We start from the raw sequence: 18,689 nt of genomic DNA, 5'->3' as shown, positions 1-18,689 counted from the left end.
ACCCGTCCCGCGGGTCGGGCTCCGGCCATTCGACCGACACCGCTCCCGTTCCCGAGGGACAATCCTCTCGATTGTTATCACTCGGGCGGAGGCGTCATGGCGCACTTTCCGGTCAACCATCCGGCGCGGCCGATCTACCGGGTCCTCGCCGGCGGCATCGGCCTCTACATCCTGGTGTTCGGCGTCTGGGGCACCGCGCAGACCCTGGGTGACCCGCTCTTCGACCGGGACGGCAACTGGGTGCTCGGGCTGCGCACCAACCTCGCGTTCTCCCTCGCCTCGGTGATCTTCGGGGCGGTCCTGATCATCGGTGCGTCCCGCCGGGGCAACCTCGGTCACTACATGAACCTGACCGCCGGCGTCGTCTTCCTGGTCACCAGCATCCTGATGATGTCCGTGCTCCAGACCTCGGCGAACTTCCTCAACTTCTCGATGTCGACCGTCATCGTCTCGATGCTCTTCGGGCTGATCCTGCTCGGCACCGGCCTGTACGACAAGGTCGGCCCCGAGGAGGACGCGGAGGCCCAGCGAATGCACCGCAACCACCCGGTCAACGAGTCGTCCGCCCGCTGAGGGTCACCGCCCCCGGACGGTGATCAGGCCCGGCTTCGCCTCCAGGTGCGACAAACCGTTCCAGGCCAGGTTGACCAGGTGCGCCGCGACCGTCTCCTTGCGCGGCTTGCGGACCTCCAGCCACCACCGGCCGGTCAACGCCACCATCCCCACCAGCGCCTGCGAGTACAGCTCCGCCAGTTTCGGGTCGTACCCCCGGCTGGAGAACTCGGCGCCCAGGATGTGCTCCACCTGGTGCGCCACGTCGTTCATCACGCTGCTGAAGTTGCCCGTCGCCGACATCAGCGGCGACTCGCGCACCAACACCCGGAAACCGCTGGTCTCCTCCTCGATGTAGGTCAGCAGGGTCAGCGCGGCCTGCTCCAGCAGCTCGCGGGGATGTCCGGCGGTCAACGCGGTGGTGACCCGGTCCAGCAGGCTGCGGACCTCCCGGTCGACCACGACCGCGTACAGGCCCTCCTTGCCGCCGAAGTGTTCGTACACCACCGGCTTGGACACCTTGGCGCGGGCCGCCACCTCCTCGATCGAGGTCGCGTCGAAGCCGCGCTCGGCGAAGATCTGCCGGGCGATCGAGATCAGCTGCTCCCGACGCTGCGTGGCGGACATGCGTACGCGGGAGGGCTTGGCCGCCGCCGCGACCGTCCGCCGTCGGCGGGGCGTGCTCTGGTCGCCGGTTCCGTCCACCATGTCGCCACCCTGCCGGGGCGCGGGGACGCCCTGTCGTGGGATCTTGCCGGTCACCCGGCCATACTGCCAGGTAACCTCCCGGCCGAGGCTCCGCTTTCCCGCGCTGCCTCGATGGGGCGGCGGTCAATGGGCTTCGTCGTGTCGGCGGGTAGGCGCTAAGCTGTTGACGATCCTTCGGCCGTGGTGTAATTGGCAACACCCGGGTCTTTGGTACCCGTATTTCAGGTTCGAACCCTGGCGGCCGAGCTGCGCCAAATGTCCGACTTGCTTCGTGGGGTACGGACCGGTGTGACCAGTTGCGTGGTTAGCATGGCCGCGAGACTGTCGCCGTCCCGACGGGAGCCCACGTCGTGTCCCAGCCCCACCTCCGCACCGTTGTCGTGCTCGCCGCCGGTGAGGGCAAGCGGATGAAGTCGGCCCTGCCCAAGGTGCTGCACCCCCTGCTCGGTCGTACCCTCGTCGGTCACGTGCTGACCGCCGCCGCGCCGCTGGCCGCGGACCGCACGGTGGTCGTGGTCGGCCACGGCGCCGACCAGGTGCGGAGCCACCTCGCCGAGATCGCCCCCGATGCCACGCCGGTGCTCCAGGCCGAGCAGCTCGGCACCGGCCACGCGGTCCGCATCGCGCTGGACGCGGTGCCGGACGCGAGCGGCACGCTGGTGGTGCTCAACGGCGACGTGCCGCTGCTGCGCCCGGAGACGGTGGCCGCGCTGGTGCGGGCTCACGAGTCCGCCGGCTCGGCGGCGACCGTGCTGGCGGCCGAGGTGCCCGACCCGACCGGCCTGGGCCGGATCGTGCGGGACGCCGACGGCCGGCTGGAGCAGATCGTCGAGCAGCGCGACGCCACCGAGGCGCAGCGGGCGATCCGGGAGATCAACGCCGGGATCTACGCGTTCGACGTGAGCCGGCTGCGGGACGCGCTGGGCAAGCTGTCCACCGACAACGACCAGGGCGAGGAATACCTGACCGACGTCTTCGGCCTGCTGGGGTCGGCCGGCGAGCCGGTCGGCGTGCACGTGGCGGCGGACCACGTGGAGACGTTGGGCTGCAACGACCGGGTGGAGCTGGCGGCGCTGCGCCGGCTGATGCGGGACCGGGTCAACGAGGCCTGGATGCGCTCCGGGGTGAGCCTGCTCGACCCCGACACCACCTGGATCGACGTCACCGTGGCACTGGACCGGGACGCCGTGGTCGACCAGAACACCCAGCTCCGCGGCGGCACGGTGGTCGGCACCGGCGCGCTGGTCGGACCGGACGTGACGCTGGTCGACACGATCGTCGGGCCCGGCGCGACCGTCGTACGCAGCCACGCGGTGGGCGCGGAGGTCGGCCCGAACGCGAGCGTCGGCCCGTACGCGTACCTGCGGCCGGCGGCGCGACTGGCCGAGAAGGCGAAGGTCGGCACGTTCGTGGAGGTGAAGAACTCGGAGATCGGCGCCGGCTCGAAGGTGCCGCACCTGACGTACGTGGGCGACGCGACGATCGGCGAGCAGAGCAACATCGGCGCGGCATCGGTGTTCGTGAACTACGACGGTGTCAAGAAGCACCGGACGGTGATCGGCAGCCACGCCCGGACCGGCGCGGACAACATGTTCGTCGCGCCGGTCGAAGTGGGCGACGGGGCGTACACGGCCGCCGGTTCGGTGATTCACGAGAACGTGCCGGCGGGCGCGATGGGCGTGGCCCGGGCACGGCAGCGCAACATCGAGGGCTGGGTGCTCAAGCGGCGGGCCGGTACCGCCGCCGCCGAGGCCGCCGAGCGGGCCCGCCGGACCGCCGAGGGTGCGCCGAATTCCGGGTCGACGGCAAGTGAAGGTGAGGCAATCCACGGGGACACCGAGGCGGTGGGCCCGACGGCCGGCGCGAGGGATACTGCAACCGACTAGTCCCCGGCCCACCACCACCGTGCCGGGTACCACCGACCAACGGGAGCAGACGGGCCCATGGGCAGCATCGTCGCCGAAAACCGCAAGAGCCTGATGCTCTTCTCCGGGCGTGGTTTCCCGGAGTTGGCCAAGGAGATCGGTGAGGTGCTCGGCGTCGCGCCGACTCCCGCCGACGCGTACGAGTTCGCCAACGGCGAGATCTTCGTACGGTTCAAGGACTCGGTACGTGGTTCGGACGCCTTCGTGGTGCAGTCGGTCACGCACGGCGTCAACACCTGGGTCATGGAGACCCTGATCATGGTCGACGCGTTGAAGCGCGGTTCGGCCAAACGGATCACCGTCGTCCTGCCGTTCTACCCGTACGCCCGGCAGGACAAGAAGCACCGCGGCCGGGAGCCGATCTCGGCGCGGCTGATCGCGGACCTGTTGAAGACGGCCGGCGCGAACCGGATCCTCACCGTGGACCTGCACACCGCGCAGATCCAGGGTTTCTTCGACGGGCCGGTGGACCACCTGTTCGCGATGGACATCCTGGCCGAGTACGTGGAGCACAAGTACGCCGGCCGGCCGATGACGGTGGTCGCGCCGGACTCGGGTCGGGTGCGGGTGGCCGAGCGCTGGACGGACCGGCTGGGCGGCTGTCCGCTGGCGTTCATCCACAAGACGCGGGACCCGCTGAAGCCGAACCAGGTGGTCGCCAACCGGGTGGTCGGTGAGGTCGAGGGCCGGGTCTGCCTGATCGTCGACGACATGATCGACACCGGTGGGACGATCACCAAGGCCGCCGACATCCTCAAGGAGTCCGGCGCTTCGGAGATCATCGTGGCGTCCACCCACGCGCTGCTGTCCGACCCGGCGACCGAGCGGCTGAAGAACAGCCCGATCACCGAGGTCGTGGTGACCAACACGCTGCCGCTGCCGCCGGAGAAGCAGTTGGACAAGCTGACCGTGCTGTCGATCGCGCCGCTGCTGGCCCGGGTGATCCGCGAGGTGTTCGACGACGGGTCGGTGACCACGCTCTTCGGCGGCCTGAGCTGAGGACGGACACTGCCTGAACTGAGGACGGGACACCGTCCGAGCCGAGGGCGGGGCGACGGCCGGGGGCGGGTGACGCGCCCCCGGCCGGCGTCGGTTTTCGCCCCACCCGTAAAGCCGAACGGCGATGGTGGGTACTGCCGGAGACCCGGGAATCGGCTCGGGTAGACTGGTGCGGTTGCCACGGCGAGGGTGCCCGGCGGGCCGCTGAAAAGCACCGCACGGAGGCGCCGTCATCGACGCGGTGCTCCGGGCATTCGTTCAGAACGCATGAGCCCCAGCGAGCCCCTCGCCCCAGCACCGCCAGACGACAAGCCGCCGCAGCGAAAGCATCAGGAGTTTCCCCGTGTCCGAGGTAAAGATCAGCGCCGAGCCCCGCACCGAGTTCGGCAAGGGTGGTGCCCGCCGTACCCGCCGGGCCGGCAAGGTGCCCGCCGTGCTTTACGGCCACGGCGAGAAGCCCAAGCACATCGCGCTCCCGGCCCGCGAGTTCGCGGCCGCGATCCGCAAGGGCGGCGCGAACCAGCTCTTCGCGATCGAGGTCAGTGACGGCACCCAGGCGCTGGCGCTGCCGAAGGCGATCCAGCGTGACCCGATCAAGGACACCTTCGAGCACGTGGACCTGATCCTGGTCCGTCGGGGCGAGAAGGTCACCGTCGACGTTCCGGTCCAGCTGACCGGTGAGGCCGCGCGGGACACCCTGATCGTGCACGACCACGACACCCTGTCGGTCACCGCCGACGCCACCAAGGTCCCGGACCACCTGGAGGCCTCGATCGCGGGCCTGGAGGCCGGTTCCACGGTCACCGCCGCCGACGTGGAGCTGCCGGCCGGTGTCGAGCTGGCCGCCGACTCGGAGCAGACGGTCGCCTCGGTGACCGCCGCGCCGACCGCCGAGCAGCTCGAGGCCACCCTGCCCGAGGTCGAGTCGGCCACCGAGGAGGCCGAGGCCGAGGTCGGCGAGGAGACCGAGGGCTCCGAGGGCGCCGACGCTCCGGCCGCCGCGGGCGAGGAGAACACCGAGGCGAAGACCGAGGCCTGATCGGTCCGCAGCGTTTCGCGACAGGCGTCCCCGGTTCCGGGGGCGCCTGTCGGCGTATCGGTGGGCCGCGGGGTGGCCCCGGCCCGCCGGGAGTGACGACCAGGGACGGGCCGGAGGGTCCGCGGGGCAGAGCGGAGGGGACGGGCGGTGACGGACGAGACGGGGCCGTGGCTGGTGGTCGGCCTGGGCAACCCGGGCCGGGAGTACGCCAACAACCGGCACAACGTGGGGTTCATGGTGGCCGACCTGCTGGCGCGTCGGATCGGCGCCACCTTCGGCCGGCACAAGCGTGCGGTGGCGGAGGTGGCCGAGGGCCGGCTCGGCTTCGGCGGGCCGAAACTGGTGCTGGTGAAGCCGCTGACCTACATGAACCTCTCGGGCGGGCCGGTGGCCGGGCTGGCCCAGTTCTGGAAGGTGCCCTCGGGCCGGGTCGTCGCGGTGCACGACGAGCTGGACATCGCGTACGGGCAGCTGCGGGTGAAGTGCGGCGGCGGCGAGGGCGGCCACAACGGGCTGCGGTCGATGACGAAGTCGCTGGGCACGAAGGAGTACGTGCGGGTGAGGTTCGGGATCGGTCGGCCGCCGGGGCGACAGGATCCGGCGGACTACGTACTGTCGGATTTCGGCACGGCGGAGCGCAAGGAACTGGAGTTCCTGGTGGATCGGGCGGCGGATGTGGTGGAGTCGGTGGTCACCAGGGGCGTGGAGCCCACGCAGAACCTGTACCACGGCTCCTGAACCGTCCCGGGCGGTGGATCCGGTCGGCCCGGGGGGTCGGTACCGGGCCGACTGCCGGTAGTCTGCGCCCTTGGCGCGTGGCGCCGTTCAGTTGGCGACGGGAGCAGGTGCATGGGCAGTCCTCCGACCATCGATGGGGCGTTCGCCCGCTGGCTGGCGACCCGGGCCGGGCAGGCGCTGCTCGATCTGCGTACCGAGATGGGGTTCGCCGACGCCGCGGCGTTGAAGGCGGCGGGTGACCAGGCCTCGCACGACCTGATCCGGACCGAGCTGGCGACGTGGCGGCCGGGTGACGCCGTCCTCTCCGAGGAGGACGAGGGGTCGCGGGCGGCCGGATCGGTGTCCCGGCTGGGTGCCGACCGGGTGTGGATCATCGACCCGCTGGACGGCACCCGGGAGTTCTCCGAGGAGGGCCGCTCCGACTGGGCGGTGCACGTGGCGCTGTGGGCGCGCAACGCGCCGAGCCCGCACGGGCTGACCGCCGGGGCGGTGGGCCTGCCGGCGCAGCACCGGGTGCTGGGGACCGACTACCCGCCGGCGTACCCGCCGATGACCGTCGAGGCGGCGACCGCCAGCGGCGTACGGACGATCCGCCTGGCGGCGAGCCGGAGCCGACCGCCGGCGTTCCTGACCGACCTGGCCGACGACGTGGGCGCGCACCTGGTGCCGATGGGGTCGGCCGGCGCGAAGATCGCCGCGGTGGTCACCGGCGAGGTGGACGCGTACATCCACGCCGGCGGCCAGTACGAGTGGGACTCGGCGGCGCCGGTGGCTGTGGCGACGGCCACCGGACTGCACGCTTCCCGGATCGACGGTTCTGCGCTGAAATACAACGAGACGGATCCGCGTCTACCGGATCTGCTGGTCTGCCGCAAGGATCTCGCCAGTCGGTTGCTTGCGGCGTTGCAGAAGCATTCCGGGTAGCCTGAGCGCTGTTCTTCACATGCCCGACCGGAAAGGTCTGGAAATGAGCCTGCGAATCGAGCCGGTGTCATGACCTCGCCCGCCGCCTACCAGGTGTCGCACCTCGACGCGCTGGAGGCCGAGAGCATCTTCGTGATGCGCGAGGTGGTCGCCGAGATGGAGCGGCCGGTGCTGCTCTTCTCCGGCGGCAAGGACTCGATCGTGATGCTGCGGCTGGCCCAGAAGGCGTTCGCCCCGGCGAACATCCCCTTCCCGGTGATGCACGTGGACACCGGGCACAACTTCCCCGAGGTGCTGGAATACCGGGACCAGCGGGTGGCCGAGCTGGGCCTGCAACTGGTCGTGGCGAGCGTCCCGGAGGCGCTGGCCGCCGGGCTGGTCCGCGAGGCGGCGGACGGCACCCGCAACCGGATCCAGACGCCGGTGCTGCTCGACGCGGTGGAGAAGCACCGCTTCGACGCGCTCTTCGGCGGCGCCCGGCGGGACGAGGAGAAGGCCCGGGCCAAGGAGCGGGTGTTCAGCTTCCGCGACGAGTTCGGCCAGTGGGACCCGAAGAACCAGCGGCCCGAGCTGTGGTCGCTCTACAACGGCCGGCACCACCCGGGCGAGTCGATCCGGGTGTTCCCGCTGTCGAACTGGACCGAGCTGGACGTGTGGCACTACATCGCCCGGGAGCGGATCGCCCTGCCGTCGATCTACTACGCGCACGAGCGCGAGGTGATCGAGCGCGACGGAATGCTGTACGCGGTCAACGAGTTCTTCCACCCCCGGGCCGGCGAGGAACGGTTCAAGGCCCAGGTGCGCTACCGGACGGTCGGCGACGCCTCCTGCACGGCCGCCGTCCGCTCCGACGCGGACACGGTCGAGAAGGTCATCGAGGAGGTCGCCGCCACCCGGATCACCGAGCGCGGCGCGACCCGCGGTGACGACCGGGTCAGCGAGGCCGCCATGGAGGACCGCAAGCGGGAGGGCTACTTCTGATGACCACCGAGATCCTCCCGCCGGAGGCTCCGGCCCGGCCGATGGACCTGCTGCGCTTCGCGACCGCCGGCAGCGTCGACGACGGCAAGTCGACCCTGATCGGCCGCCTGCTCTACGACACCAAGTCGCTCTTCACCGACCAGCTCGCCGCCGTGGAGGCGGTCAGCGCGGCCCGTGGCGACGAATACACCAACCTGGCGCTGCTCACCGACGGCCTGCGGGCCGAGCGGGAGCAGGGCATCACGATCGACGTGGCGTACCGCTACTTCGCCACCCCCCGGCGGAAGTTCATCATCGCCGACACCCCGGGGCACACCCAGTACACCCGGAACATGGTCACCGGGGCGTCCACGGCCGACCTGGCGCTGATCCTGGTCGACGCCCGCAAGGGGCTGGTCGAGCAGTCCCGCCGGCATGCGTTCCTCTGCTCGCTGCTGCGGGTGCCGCACCTGGTCCTCTGCGTCAACAAGATGGACCTGGTCGACTGGTCCCAGGAGGTCTTCGAGCGGATCGCCGACGAGTTCACCGCGTTCGCCGCGAAGCTCGACGCGCCGGACCTGACCGTGGTGCCGGTCTCGGCGCTGCGGGGCGACAACATCGTTTCCCGCTCGGAGAACATGCCCTGGTACGACGGGCCGTCCCTGCTGCACCATCTGGAGCGGGTGCACATCGCCAGCGACCGGAACCTGGTCGACGTCCGGTTCCCGGTGCAGTACGTGATCCGGCCGCAGTCGACCACCGTCACCGACTACCGGGGTTACGCCGGTCAGGTCGCCTCCGGCGTGCTCAAGCCGGGCGACGAGGTGATGGTGCTGCCGTCCGGCTTCACCAGCCGGATCGCCGCGGTGGAGACCGCCGACGGGCCGGTCACGGAGGCGTTCCCGCCGATGTCGGTGACGGTACGCCTGGAAGACGAGATCGACATCTCCCGGGGCGACCTGATCTGCCGTCCGAACAACGCCCCCACCGTCGCCCAGGACATCGAGGCGATGGTCTGCTGGATGGACGAGACGCGGCCGTTGCAGGTCGGCGGCCGGTACGCCATCAAGCACACCACCCGCTCGGCGCGGACGATCGTGCGTGCCCTGCACTACCGGCTGGACATCAACTCGCTGCACCGCGACGAGTCGGCCGGCGAGTTGAAGCTCAACGAGATCGGCCGGGTACGGCTGCGCACCACCGTCCCGCTACTCGCCGACGAGTACCGCCGCAACCGCACGACGGGCGGCTTCGTCATCATCGACGAGTCCACCAACCGTACGGTCGGCGCCGGCATGATCGTCGAAGCCGCCTGACCGTCGCGGGGGTGCCGCGTGCGCCGTACCGTGCCGTGCGCGCCCCATGATCACGCTCGATCCATGAAGTAGTGGCCCCGCGCTCGATGCGAGGCCACTACTTCCATGTTCCAGCACGATCATGCCCGCGTGCGCGCTCGCGCCGTGCGCGCTCGCGCGCCGCGAGTGGCGTTGTTAAAAGGGGGCCCTTCCTCTACGCCAGGCGTTAATAAGGGGCCCTTCCTTTCACCGCAGGCGGGTGGCGCCGGGGGCGGGTTGGACGGTGACGTGGGTGGGGGCGGTGAAGCCGCGCTCGGCGTACGCGGCGGTGACCGCGTCCGCGACGGCGTCCGCGCGGTCGGCCTCGACCAGTGCGAGGACGCAGCCGCCGAAGCCGCCGCCGGTCATCCGGGCGCCGAGCGCGCCGGCGGCGAGCGCGGCCTCGACCGCGGTGTCGATCTCCGGGACGGTGATCTCGAAGTCGTCGCGCATGGAGGCGTGCGAGGCGGTCAGCAGGGGGCCGATCTCGCGCACCCGGCCGGCGCGCAGCAGCGCCACCGTGTCCAGGACGCGCTGGTCCTCGGTGACCACGTGACGGACCCGGCGGCGGGTCTCCGGGTCGTCGAGGCGGGCCAGCGCGTCGTCCAGGCCGGTCACGTCGATGTCCCGCAGGGCCGGTACGCCGAGCTGGGCGGCGGCCTGCTCGCAGGAGCGGCGGCGGGCCGCGTACTCGCCGTCGGCGTGCCGGTGCGGGGCGCGGCTGTCCACGACCAGCACGGTCAGCCCGGCGGCGGCCGGGTCGAAGGGGATCTGCTCGACCGACTCGTCCCGGCAGTCGAGGAAGAGGGCGTGCCCCTCCCGGCAGCGGATCACCGCGGACTGGTCCATGATCCCGGTCGGTGCGCCGACGTAGACGTTCTCCGCCCGTTGGGCGAGTCGGGGCTGCTTCTCCACCGGCAGGTCGAGGTCGCCGAGGTCGACCAGGGCGGCCAGCACGGCCGCCTCCAGGGCGGCCGAGGAGGACAGCCCGGAGCCCAGCGGCACGTCGGAGGCGATCGCCAGCCGGGCGCCTCCGACGTCGTGCCCGGCGTCGCGCAGCGCCCACACCACCCCGGCCACGTACGCGGCCCAGTCGGTTACCCGGCCCGGCTCGGTGACGTCCTCGGCGCCGAAGGTGACCGTCTCGCCGGACAGCTCCGACCAGACCGTCCACGTCCGGCCGGGCTGCGGCGCGGCGGCGACCACGGTCCGCAGGGACAGCGCGAAGGGCAGCACGAACCCGTCGTTGTAGTCGGTGTGCTCGCCGATCAGATTGGCCCGGCCGGGAGCGGCCCAGCGGCCGGCGGGCTCGGCGGCGTACTCCTGACGGAAGCCGGCGGTGGCGCGCTCCGCGACGTCCGTCGCCGCCCGACCGGCGGGGTGGCCGGTCACCGGTCCGCCAGCACGTGGGTGCGGTAGAACGCCCAGGCGTCACCGACCATGTCGTGCAGGGTCGGCTTCTGCGGTACCCAGCCCAGCTCCTCACGGGCCAACCGGGACGAGGCGACCAGCTCGGCCGGGTCACCCTCCCGGCGGGGTGCCACCTCGACCGGGACCGGGTGGCCGGTGACCTCGCGGACCACGTCGGCGACCTGCCGGTTGGTGAAGCCGTTGCCGTTGCCCAGGTTGTAGATGCGGTGCTGGCCGGGCGTGGCGGCGTCGAGGGCGAGCAGGTGGGCGCGGGCCAGGTCGGCGACGTGGATGTAGTCGCGGACGCAGGTGCCGTCCACGGTGGGGTAGTCGTCGCCGAAGAGTTGAAGCTTCTCCCGCCGGCCGGCGGCCACCTCCAGCGCGATGGGGATGAGGTGGGTCTCCGGGTCGTGTCGTTCGCCGAGCGCGATGTCGCCGTCGAGGTGAGCGCCGGCCACGTTGAAGTAGCGCAGGGACACGGCGGCCAGACCGTGCCCGATCGCCTCGGAGGTGAGCGCCATGTCGACGGCGAGCTTGGTGGCGCCGTACGTGTTGGTGGGGGCCTTGACCGCGGTCTCCGGGATGGGCAGCTCGGTGGGGTTGCCGTAGACGGCGGCGGTGGAGGAGAAGACCAGCCGGGGCACCCCGGCGGCGCGGACCGCGTCGAGCAGCGCGAGCGAGCCGACGGTGTTGTTGTGCCAGTAGAGCTCCGGTCGGACCATCGACTCCCCGGCGGCGATCAGGGCGGCGAAGTGCAGGACGCCGTCGAAGCCGGCGTCCGGCGTGAGGACCCGGGCGGCTTCGTGGATGGAGGCCTCGACGTGGGTCGCCTCGGGAGCGAGTGCCGGCCGGTGACCGGTGCGCAGGTCGTCCAGGACGACGACCTGGTGTCCGGCGTCGAGCAGCATCCGGGTCACCACGCTGCCGATGAAGCCGGCACCACCGGTGACGAGCAGTTTCACGTCGGTCTCCTCCTGCCTGGCCGCCTCCGTCGCGACCATGTGGTGATCACCCTAAGGCCGGGGGTGTGGCGGCGCGTTACGTCACCCCGGCGCCATTCCACCATAAACTCTCACGATTAAACAGAGCCGAACATAGTGCCCGAGGACGGTGCGCGCTGTCTACCATCCTTGTCATGCGGGAAGCGGGTGGTCCCGGGCCCCGGCGGCGGTCGCGGGGGCAGCCCCGCCGCGCACCGGGTCCGTTCGCCCGGGGCGTCGCCCGGATCGTGGTCCGGGCCGCCGACGGCGCGACCCGCCTGGTCACCGACCTGCTCGGGGCCAGTCCGACGGCCGGCCGGGAGCGGATCAGCGAGGACGAGCTGCGTGACCTGGTCGCCGCCAACACCGTCCTGGACCCGGTGGAACGCCGGATCATCGACGAGGTGCTGGAGGCGGGCGCGAAGCTGGTCCGCGAGGTGATGATGCCGCGCACCGAGGTCGTGTTCCTCGCCGCCGGCAGCACCATCGCCGAGGCCGAACGCCTGGTCCGGGCGGAGACACACACCCGCTACCCGGTGGTGGACGGCACCCACGACGACGTGGTCGGGTTCGTGCACCTGCGCGACGTGCTGCTGCGACCCGACCTGGACCCGTGCACCACCATCCGGGAGCTGACCCGGGAGGTCAAGCAGCTGCCCGGCAGCAAGCGGGTGCTCGCCGCGCTCAGCGAGATGCGCCGGGAACGCCACCACCTCGCGGTCGTCGTCGACGAGTACGGCGGCACCGCCGGCATCGTCACGCTGGAGGACCTGATCGAGGAGCTGATCGGGGAGATCCACGACGAGTACGACACCGCCCCCGACCCGGTGCACGCCGGCCTGCCCGCGGTGGTCGACGGCCGGCTCAACCTCGCCGACTTCGCCGAGCGCACCGGTGTGCCGCTGCCGGCCGGCCCGTACGAGACGGTCGGCGGCTTCGTGATGGCGTCGCTGGGCCGGCTCCCGGTGGCCGGCGACGAGGTGCCGGTGACCGTCGAGCCGTCCGGCGACGACCCGCCCGAGCCGGGCGGATGGCTGCTGCGCGTGGTGGAGCTGGAGGGCCGCCGGGTGGCCCGGCTCGCGGTCTCCGCCGGGCGGCCACCGGAACAACGGCGTGAGGCGACCGTGCCGGCCGCCGCCGGCTCCGCCCGACCCGCCGGCCCGTCATGACGTACGGGGGGAGTTGCTGACAGAATTGCCGGCATGTCCGACGCGCCCGCCCGCCCCCGTACGTTCTCCGGCATCCAGCCGACGGCCGACTCGTTCCACCTCGGCAACTACCTGGGCGCGGTGCGGCACTGGGTGGCGTTGCAGGAGACCCACGACGCCTTCTACTGCGTCGTCGACCAGCACGCGATCACCGCCGGGCACGATGCCGCGTCGCTGCGTCAGCGGTCCCGGACCGCCGCCGCGCAGCTGCTCGCCGTCGGTCTCGACCCGGAGCGCTGCACGCTGTTCGTGCAGTCCCAGGTGCCCGAGCACGCCCAGCTCGCCTGGATCCTGTCCTGCATCACCGGCTTCGGCGAGGCCGGCCGGATGGTGCAGTTCAAGGACAAGTCGCAGAAGCACGGCAACGAGCGGTCCAGCGTGGGCCTGTTCACCTACCCGATCCTCCAGGCCGCCGACATCCTGCTCTACCAGGCGAACGCGGTGCCGGTCGGCGAGGACCAGCGCCAGCACCTGGAGCTGTCCCGCGACCTCGCGCAGCGCTTCAACACGATGTTCGGGGCGACCTTCACGGTGCCCGCCCCGCACATCGTCAAGGACACCGCGAAGATCACCGACCTGCAGGACCCGACCGCCAAGATGTCCAAGTCCTCGTCGTCGCCGGCCGGCATCGTGAACCTGCTGGAGGACCCGGCCCGCTCGGCCAAGAAGATCCGCTCGGCGGTCACCGACACCGGCCGCGAGATCGTCTTCGACACCGAGACCAAGCCCGGCGTCTCCAACCTGCTGACGATCTACTCGGCACTCGCCGAGCGGAGCATCGACGACCTGGTCAACGCGTACGCCGGCAAGGGCTACGGCGACCTCAAGAAGGACCTCGGCGAGGTGGTGCGGGAGTTCGTCACCCCGGTCCAGGAGCGCACCCGCGCCTACCTCGACGACCCGGCGCAGTTGGACAAGCTGCTCGCCGCCGGCGCCGAGAAGGCTCGCGCGGTCGCCGGTCCGACGCTGCGCACCGCGTACGAGCGGGTGGGCTTCTTCCTGCCGGTGCGCGGCGAATAGCACCGGGGCGGGGGTGGCGGGTCGGTGGCGAAGGGTGTGGCGGGCAGCGTGGATGGTGCGGACGGGACGGCGGTGACGTCCGGCGACACCATCCAGATCGGCATCGCCGTCGACGTCCCCGAGCCGTGGGGCGGCTACCTGACCCGGCGCCGCTACGAGGCGGGCGACCCGCAGACCGTGCAGGCGCACGTGACACTGCTCGGGCCGACCGAGATTCCGGTGTCCACGCTGCCGGCGGTGGAACGGCACCTGGGCCGGGTCGCCGCCACCCACCTGCCGTTCACCCTGCACCTGCGGGGCACCGGCACCTTCCGGCCGGTGACCCAGGTGGTCTTCGTGACGGTCGCCGCCGGGATCAGCGAGTGCGAGCTGCTGGCGGCCGCGATCAGCGCCGCGCCCGAGCTGCGCCGGGAGACCCGCTTCCCGTACCACCCGCACGTCACGGTGGCGCAGGACGTCGCACCGGAGGCACTGGACAAGGCGTACGAGGACCTGGCCGATTTCTCGGCGATGTTCGAGGTGGACTCGTTCACCCTGTTCTCGCACAGCGGCGCCACCCGGTGGCAGCCGCGCCGGGACTTCCGGCTCGGCGGCTGACCCGCACCGGGTCGGAATCGGCGAGGATGACGGCGTGAACGCGTTGGGCCGCATCGAGGCGGGCATGGAACGGCGGATCGGCGTGGCGCGCCGCCGCTCCGCCGGTTTCGACCACGTGTGGCGGGCCGGCGTGCTCTACAACGACGTGCTGGGCGGCCGGCTGGCGGCGGCCATCGCCTACTACGGGTTCTTCGCGGTCTTCGCGTTGGCGCTGGTCGGCTACTGGGTGTTCGGCGCGGTCCTGGAGAGCAACGCCGAGGTCAGAGGTGCGGCGGCCGGTTTCCTGCGGGAGAACCTGCCGTTCCTGGACCCGGTGCAGATCAACGAGAGCAGCGGCACCGTCGGCATCATCGGCCTGATCATCCTGGTGTTCACCGGGATCGGCTGGGTGGAGGCGATCCGCTCCTCGCAGCGCCTCATGTTCGGGCTCAACCAGCAGCCCGGCAATCTGGTGATCCGGCGGCTGGTCGACCTCGGCGTGCTGCTCGTCGTGTTCGTCCTGCTCGGCCTCTCGGTGGCCGCGGTGGACACCCTGGAGTCGCTGCTGCGTTTCCTGCTGCGCAGCACCGGCTCGGTCGGCCTGACCACGGTCAGCGCGGTGCTCAGCGTGCTGGTCAACGCGGTGCTCGCCACCCTGCTGCTGGTGGCGGTGCCCCGGCTGCGGATGAGCCGGGCCCGGCTGCGCCCGGTGGTGCTCTTCGTGGCGATCGGGATCACGCTGCTCAACACGGTCGGGCGTTACTACGTGGTGCGCACCGAGCGGAACCCCGCGTACACCGTCGTGGCCGGCGCGGTCGGACTGCTGCTCTACCTGTACCTGCTGAACCAGCTGGTGCTCTTCGGCGCGGCGCTCGCGGCGACCAGCCGCCGGGGCCGGGTGGTCGACCTGGCGGAGAAGCCCCGGCCGGCCGACCTGGACGTCGACACCGACCCGGGCACCCCGGGTGGAGCCGGATGACCGGCGGGAAGGGGGGAACCGTGCGACTCACGGTCGACCCGGGCTCGTCGGTGGCGCCGTACGAGCAGGTGCGCGCGCAGCTCGCCGCCCAGGTGGGGGACGGGCGGCTGCCGGTCGGCACCCGGCTGCCTCCGGTACGGCGGCTCGCCGCGGACCTCGACCTGGCGGTGAACACGGTGGCCCGGGCCTACCGGGAGCTGGAGGCGGCCGGCCTGCTGGAGACGCGCGGCCGGCACGGCACCTTCGTCGCGCCCGGCCGGGACGACGCGCGGGACCGGCTGCACCGGGCGGCGGTCGACTACGCGGCGCAGGCGGCCCGGCTCGGCGTGCCGGCGGACGCGGCACTGGATCTGGTACGTGCCGCGCTGGAAGCCGGAGTCGATCACCACAATCACGCCGAAGCGGCCCCACGCCGCCCCGCCGGGGGACCATGATGAGCGCGTGGGCGCTCTCGTGACACTCGACCTGCCGGAAGACTCACCGATGCTCGGCCTGCCGTGGATCATCACCTTCGGCCCGCTCGGTGACACCGAGGAGTGGGAACCCGTGGTCTGCGGCCCGTACGAGCGACAGCACGCCCTCGCCCTGGCCGAGACCGTCGTCGCCGAGGAACAGTTGATGGCGGTGGTCGAGCCGCTGCTGCCGGCGGTGTCGACGGAGGAGATCCGTAGTGAGATCGCCGCCGCCCAGATCGCCGCCGAGGACGAGGTGGCCCAGGTCGACGACGCGGATCTCTACGGCGACTTCGAGGACACGATCGACGACGAGTTGGAGGCGGCGGCAGAGGACCAGCCCGAGCCGCTTCCCCCGCCCACCGAGGCGGAGCTGCGCGCCGGCTTCGGCCGGATCGCGGCGAGGCTGACCGGCGGAACGAGCTGACCTGCGGCCGAGATGGACCGCCGGCGCCTCGCGGAGTCGTCTCCGCGAGGCGCCGGCGCCACCTCACCCCCCACCACAAGGGGTCGGTTGCCCAGCCGCCCGTCGGCGCGGAGCACAACGGACGACCAGGTCGATGACGGGTTACCCGCTCAGTGGCGTTCGAACCAGGCGGCGGCGTCGACGCCGAGCAGATGGCCGGAGCCCTGCGCGGTGAGCGCCTCGCTGGCGACGACCGGTTCGCCGTACCCGTCGATCAGGGCCGGCGCGCCGCTGATGTTGACCACGCAGGTCAGCACCGCCTCGCCGGCGTTACGGCTGAACGCGAGCACCCCGGGCCCGGTCTCCAGCCAGACGACCCCGGACGCGCCGGTGGACAGCGCCGGGTGACTGCGGCGCACCGCCAGCGCCGCGCGGTACAGCTCCAGCGTCGAGCCGGGCACGCCCGCCTGGGCGGCCACCGAGAGGGCACGCCAGGTCGCCGGGGCCGGAAGCCAGCTCAGCTCGCTGCCGTCCGGACCGAAGCCGTACGGGGACAGCTCGCCGCTCCATGGGATCGGCACCCGGCAGCCGTCCCGGCTCTCGCCGGTGCGCAGGAACTGCGGGTCCTGCCGCATCTCGTCGGGCAGGTCCAGCACCTCGGGCAGGCCCAGTTCCTCGCCCTGGTACAGGTACGCGCAGCCGGGCAGGGCCAGCATCAGCAGGGAGGCGGCGCGGGCGCGGCGCAGCCCCTCGGCCCCGTCGCCGTAGCGGGTGACGTGCCGCTGCTTGTCGTGGTTGGACAGCACCCAGGTGGTCGGGGCACCCACGATGGTCGACTCGGCCAACGCCGTGTCGATGACCTTGCGGAAGGAGTCGGCCGACCAGGTGGCGTCGAGGAAGTCGAAGCTGAAAGCCTGCTGCAACTCGTCGGGACCGATGTAACGGGCCAGTCGCTGCGGCGTCTCCGCCCACGCCTCGGCCACCGCCATCCGGCCACCGGGGTAGCTGTCCAGGATCGGCCGCCAGGCGCGGTAGATCTCGTGCACCTCGTCCTGGTCGAAGTAGGGGAGCCGACCCTTGCCGAGCAGCTCCACCTGGCGCTGCCCGGTGGTCATCGTGCTGAAGCCGACGTCGGGCAGGCCCTCAGCCTTGATCATCCCGTGGGCCACGTCGATCCGGAACCCGTCCACGCCCCGGTCCAGCCAGAAGCGCAGCACGTCCTCGAACTCGGCGCGTACCTCCGGGTTGCGCCAGTTCAGGTCCGGCTGGGCCGGGTCGAACAGGTGCAGGTACCACTGGCCGTCCGGCAGCCGCGTCCAGGCCGGGCCGCCGAAGATGCTCTCCCAGTCGTTCGGCGGCTCGGTGCCGTCGTCGCCCCTGCCTTCGGCGAAGAGGTAGCGCGCCCGCTCGGTCGAGCCGGGCGCGGCGGCCAGCGCGGCCTGGAACCAGGGGTGCGCGTCGGAGGTGTGGTTCGGCACCAGGTCGACGATGATCCGCAGGCCCAGCGCGTGCGCGTCGGTGATCATGTTGTCGAAGTCGGTGAGGTTGCCGAACATCGGGTCGACGTCGCGGTAGTCGGCCACGTCGTAGCCGCCGTCGACCATCGGTGAGGTGTAGAAGGGGGTCAGCCAGAGCGCGTCGACCCCGAGGTCGCGCAGGTACGGCAGTCGTTCCCGGATGCCCTGGAGGTCACCGATGCCGTCGCCGTTCGAGTCGGCGAAGCTGCGCACGTAGACCTGGTAGACGACCGCGGAGCGCCACCAGTCGTCGTCGGAGGTCAGCGGCGTGGAATTGCTGGCGGTCATCGGAGACTTCCCCGTTCTGTGGCTCGGGACAGCGGCACTCGGCGCGGCCCGGGTGGTGGCACGCGGGTGTCAGAGAAGAATGCCGCTCACGTGCTGCAAGAGTCAAGCAGTTCTTGCGCAAGAAATGACAGTCGTCACGCTACCCGTTGGTACGTTGCCGGGCCGACACCCCGCGGTTCGGGCGCTTTCGAGCTGATGTCGGGGATGGATCGCCCTCCGGCAACGCAATGTCGATCTTGAGACGCGGCACCGGCCGTGCGCCGGGGTGGTGCCTGCGGTGCCGGCTGGTGTGCACGGTGCCGGATGTGCGCGCGGTGCCGGATGGTGCGTGGGGTGGGGTGCCGGGTGGTGCGTGCGGTGCCAGGTGGTGCCTGCGGTGCCGGCCCGGGTGTGCCGGGGTGTGGCGGTTGTGGTGCGAGCTAGGGCGGGGGTGTGGCGAGCCGGGGCGGGTTGTGGTGGGTATGCCATCGGGGGTGGTGGTTGTAGCGCGGCCGACGTCGGGCGGTGGCCGCGCTGGCGCGGCTGACGGCCAAGCGGACGCGCGGTCCGACGGCGCTGGGTGCGGCCTGATGTCGTTAATGGCTCAGCTCGAAAGTGCGCCGCAGGTGTCCGAACCGATGGGAGCTGCGCTGACTACAGGGCGCGGAGGGATGGCAGCGGGGCGCGCAAGGCGG

18 protein-coding genes and 1 tRNA gene are annotated in these 18,689 nt (G+C 71.6%); 15 read left to right on the top strand and 4 right to left on the bottom strand.

What is annotated here, in order from left to right:
• Positions 1-96: 96 nt before the first annotated feature.
• Positions 97-573, top strand: a complete 477-nt coding sequence (locus tag D7223_RS21075) for a DUF4383 domain-containing protein (protein ID WP_120730127.1) — start codon at positions 97-99, stop codon at positions 571-573.
• Between the two features lie 3 nt (positions 574-576).
• Here D7223_RS21075 and D7223_RS21070 read toward each other — a convergent pair whose 3' ends face one another.
• Positions 577-1,260: a TetR/AcrR family transcriptional regulator gene (locus D7223_RS21070; RefSeq protein ID WP_120730204.1), complete on the bottom strand. Its 684-nt coding sequence runs from the start codon at positions 1,258-1,260 to the stop codon at positions 577-579.
• A gap of 174 nt (positions 1,261-1,434) precedes the next feature.
• Between D7223_RS21070 and D7223_RS21065 the strand changes: the two genes are divergently transcribed.
• From D7223_RS21065 to cysN, 8 genes are all read left to right on the top strand, one after another.
• A tRNA-Gln gene (locus D7223_RS21065) sits at positions 1,435-1,506 on the top strand.
• Between the two features lie 104 nt (positions 1,507-1,610).
• A complete protein-coding gene (gene glmU / locus D7223_RS21060; RefSeq protein ID WP_120730126.1) occupies positions 1,611-3,146 on the top strand; it encodes a bifunctional UDP-N-acetylglucosamine diphosphorylase/glucosamine-1-phosphate N-acetyltransferase GlmU in 1,536 nt (511 codons plus the stop codon).
• A gap of 57 nt (positions 3,147-3,203) precedes the next feature.
• Positions 3,204-4,184 carry a ribose-phosphate diphosphokinase gene (locus D7223_RS21055; RefSeq protein ID WP_120730125.1) on the top strand — a complete coding sequence of 327 codons (981 nt, stop codon included), beginning with the start codon at positions 3,204-3,206 and terminating at the stop codon, positions 4,182-4,184.
• Between the two features lie 343 nt (positions 4,185-4,527).
• Entirely contained in the window at positions 4,528-5,223 is a 696-nt protein-coding gene (locus tag D7223_RS21050; RefSeq protein ID WP_120730124.1) for a 50S ribosomal protein L25/general stress protein Ctc, read from the top strand.
• A gap of 147 nt (positions 5,224-5,370) precedes the next feature.
• Positions 5,371-5,961 (top strand): aminoacyl-tRNA hydrolase, encoded by a 591-nt coding sequence (pth, locus tag D7223_RS21045; RefSeq protein ID WP_120730123.1) that lies wholly within the window; start codon positions 5,371-5,373, stop codon positions 5,959-5,961.
• A gap of 111 nt (positions 5,962-6,072) precedes the next feature.
• Positions 6,073-6,885 carry a 3'(2'),5'-bisphosphate nucleotidase CysQ gene (locus D7223_RS21040; RefSeq protein ID WP_120730122.1) on the top strand — a complete coding sequence of 271 codons (813 nt, stop codon included), beginning with the start codon at positions 6,073-6,075 and terminating at the stop codon, positions 6,883-6,885.
• 69 nt (positions 6,886-6,954) lie between these two features.
• Positions 6,955-7,866, top strand: coding sequence for a sulfate adenylyltransferase subunit CysD (gene cysD, locus D7223_RS21035; protein WP_120730121.1), 912 nt, complete (start codon positions 6,955-6,957; stop codon positions 7,864-7,866).
• Entirely contained in the window at positions 7,866-9,161 is a 1,296-nt protein-coding gene (gene cysN, locus D7223_RS21030; RefSeq protein WP_120730120.1) for a sulfate adenylyltransferase subunit CysN, read from the top strand. Before cysD ends, cysN begins: the two co-directional genes overlap by 1 nt.
• 225 nt (positions 9,162-9,386) lie before the next feature.
• Here the strand turns inward: cysN and galK are convergent, their stop codons facing one another.
• Together galK and galE are read right to left on the bottom strand one after the other, a co-directional pair.
• Positions 9,387-10,571, bottom strand: a complete 1,185-nt coding sequence (galK, locus tag D7223_RS21025; RefSeq protein WP_120730119.1) for a galactokinase — start codon at positions 10,569-10,571, stop codon at positions 9,387-9,389.
• Positions 10,568-11,590 carry a UDP-glucose 4-epimerase GalE gene (gene galE, locus D7223_RS21020; RefSeq protein WP_120730118.1) on the bottom strand — a complete coding sequence of 341 codons (1,023 nt, stop codon included), beginning with the start codon at positions 11,588-11,590 and terminating at the stop codon, positions 10,568-10,570. Before galE ends, galK begins: the two co-directional genes overlap by 4 nt.
• A gap of 134 nt (positions 11,591-11,724) precedes the next feature.
• Between galE and D7223_RS21015 the strand changes: the two genes are divergently transcribed.
• Genes D7223_RS21015 through D7223_RS20990 form a run of 6 tightly spaced genes read left to right on the top strand, consistent with a single transcriptional unit; the run spans position 11,725 to position 16,231 of the window.
• Positions 11,725-12,738 (top strand): hemolysin family protein, encoded by a 1,014-nt coding sequence (locus D7223_RS21015; RefSeq protein ID WP_120730117.1) that lies wholly within the window; start codon positions 11,725-11,727, stop codon positions 12,736-12,738.
• 33 nt (positions 12,739-12,771) lie between these two features.
• On the top strand, positions 12,772-13,797 hold the full coding sequence (gene trpS, locus D7223_RS21010) for a tryptophan--tRNA ligase (RefSeq protein WP_120730116.1): 1,026 nt from the start codon (positions 12,772-12,774) through the stop codon (positions 13,795-13,797).
• Between the two features lie 36 nt (positions 13,798-13,833).
• Positions 13,834-14,394: a 2'-5' RNA ligase family protein gene (locus D7223_RS21005; RefSeq protein ID WP_420330335.1), complete on the top strand. Its 561-nt coding sequence runs from the start codon at positions 13,834-13,836 to the stop codon at positions 14,392-14,394.
• A 34-nt stretch (positions 14,395-14,428) separates the two neighbouring features.
• On the top strand, positions 14,429-15,352 hold the full coding sequence (locus D7223_RS21000) for a YihY/virulence factor BrkB family protein (protein ID WP_120730114.1): 924 nt from the start codon (positions 14,429-14,431) through the stop codon (positions 15,350-15,352).
• The gene (locus tag D7223_RS20995; RefSeq protein WP_120730113.1) at positions 15,349-15,786 is read left to right on the top strand and encodes a GntR family transcriptional regulator; all 438 of its coding nucleotides are present in this window, start codon (positions 15,349-15,351) and stop codon (positions 15,784-15,786) included. Before D7223_RS21000 ends, D7223_RS20995 begins: the two co-directional genes overlap by 4 nt.
• A 7-nt stretch (positions 15,787-15,793) precedes the next feature.
• Positions 15,794-16,231 (top strand): hypothetical protein, encoded by a 438-nt coding sequence (locus tag D7223_RS20990; protein WP_120730112.1) that lies wholly within the window; start codon positions 15,794-15,796, stop codon positions 16,229-16,231.
• A 149-nt stretch (positions 16,232-16,380) separates the two neighbouring features.
• On the opposite strand, the gene D7223_RS20985 is transcribed toward D7223_RS20990, so the two are convergent.
• Entirely contained in the window at positions 16,381-18,015 is a 1,635-nt protein-coding gene (locus D7223_RS20985; RefSeq protein ID WP_120730111.1) for a glycoside hydrolase family 13 protein, read from the bottom strand.
• Positions 18,016-18,689: the final 674 nt, after the last annotated feature.

This window comes from Micromonospora endolithica, assembly GCF_003626595.1.
GTDB classification, from domain to species: Bacteria; Actinomycetota; Actinomycetes; order Mycobacteriales; family Micromonosporaceae; genus Micromonospora; species Micromonospora endolithica.
Note: the sequence above shows the minus strand (reverse complement) of the source record. Positions and strands in the feature narration are given on the sequence as shown.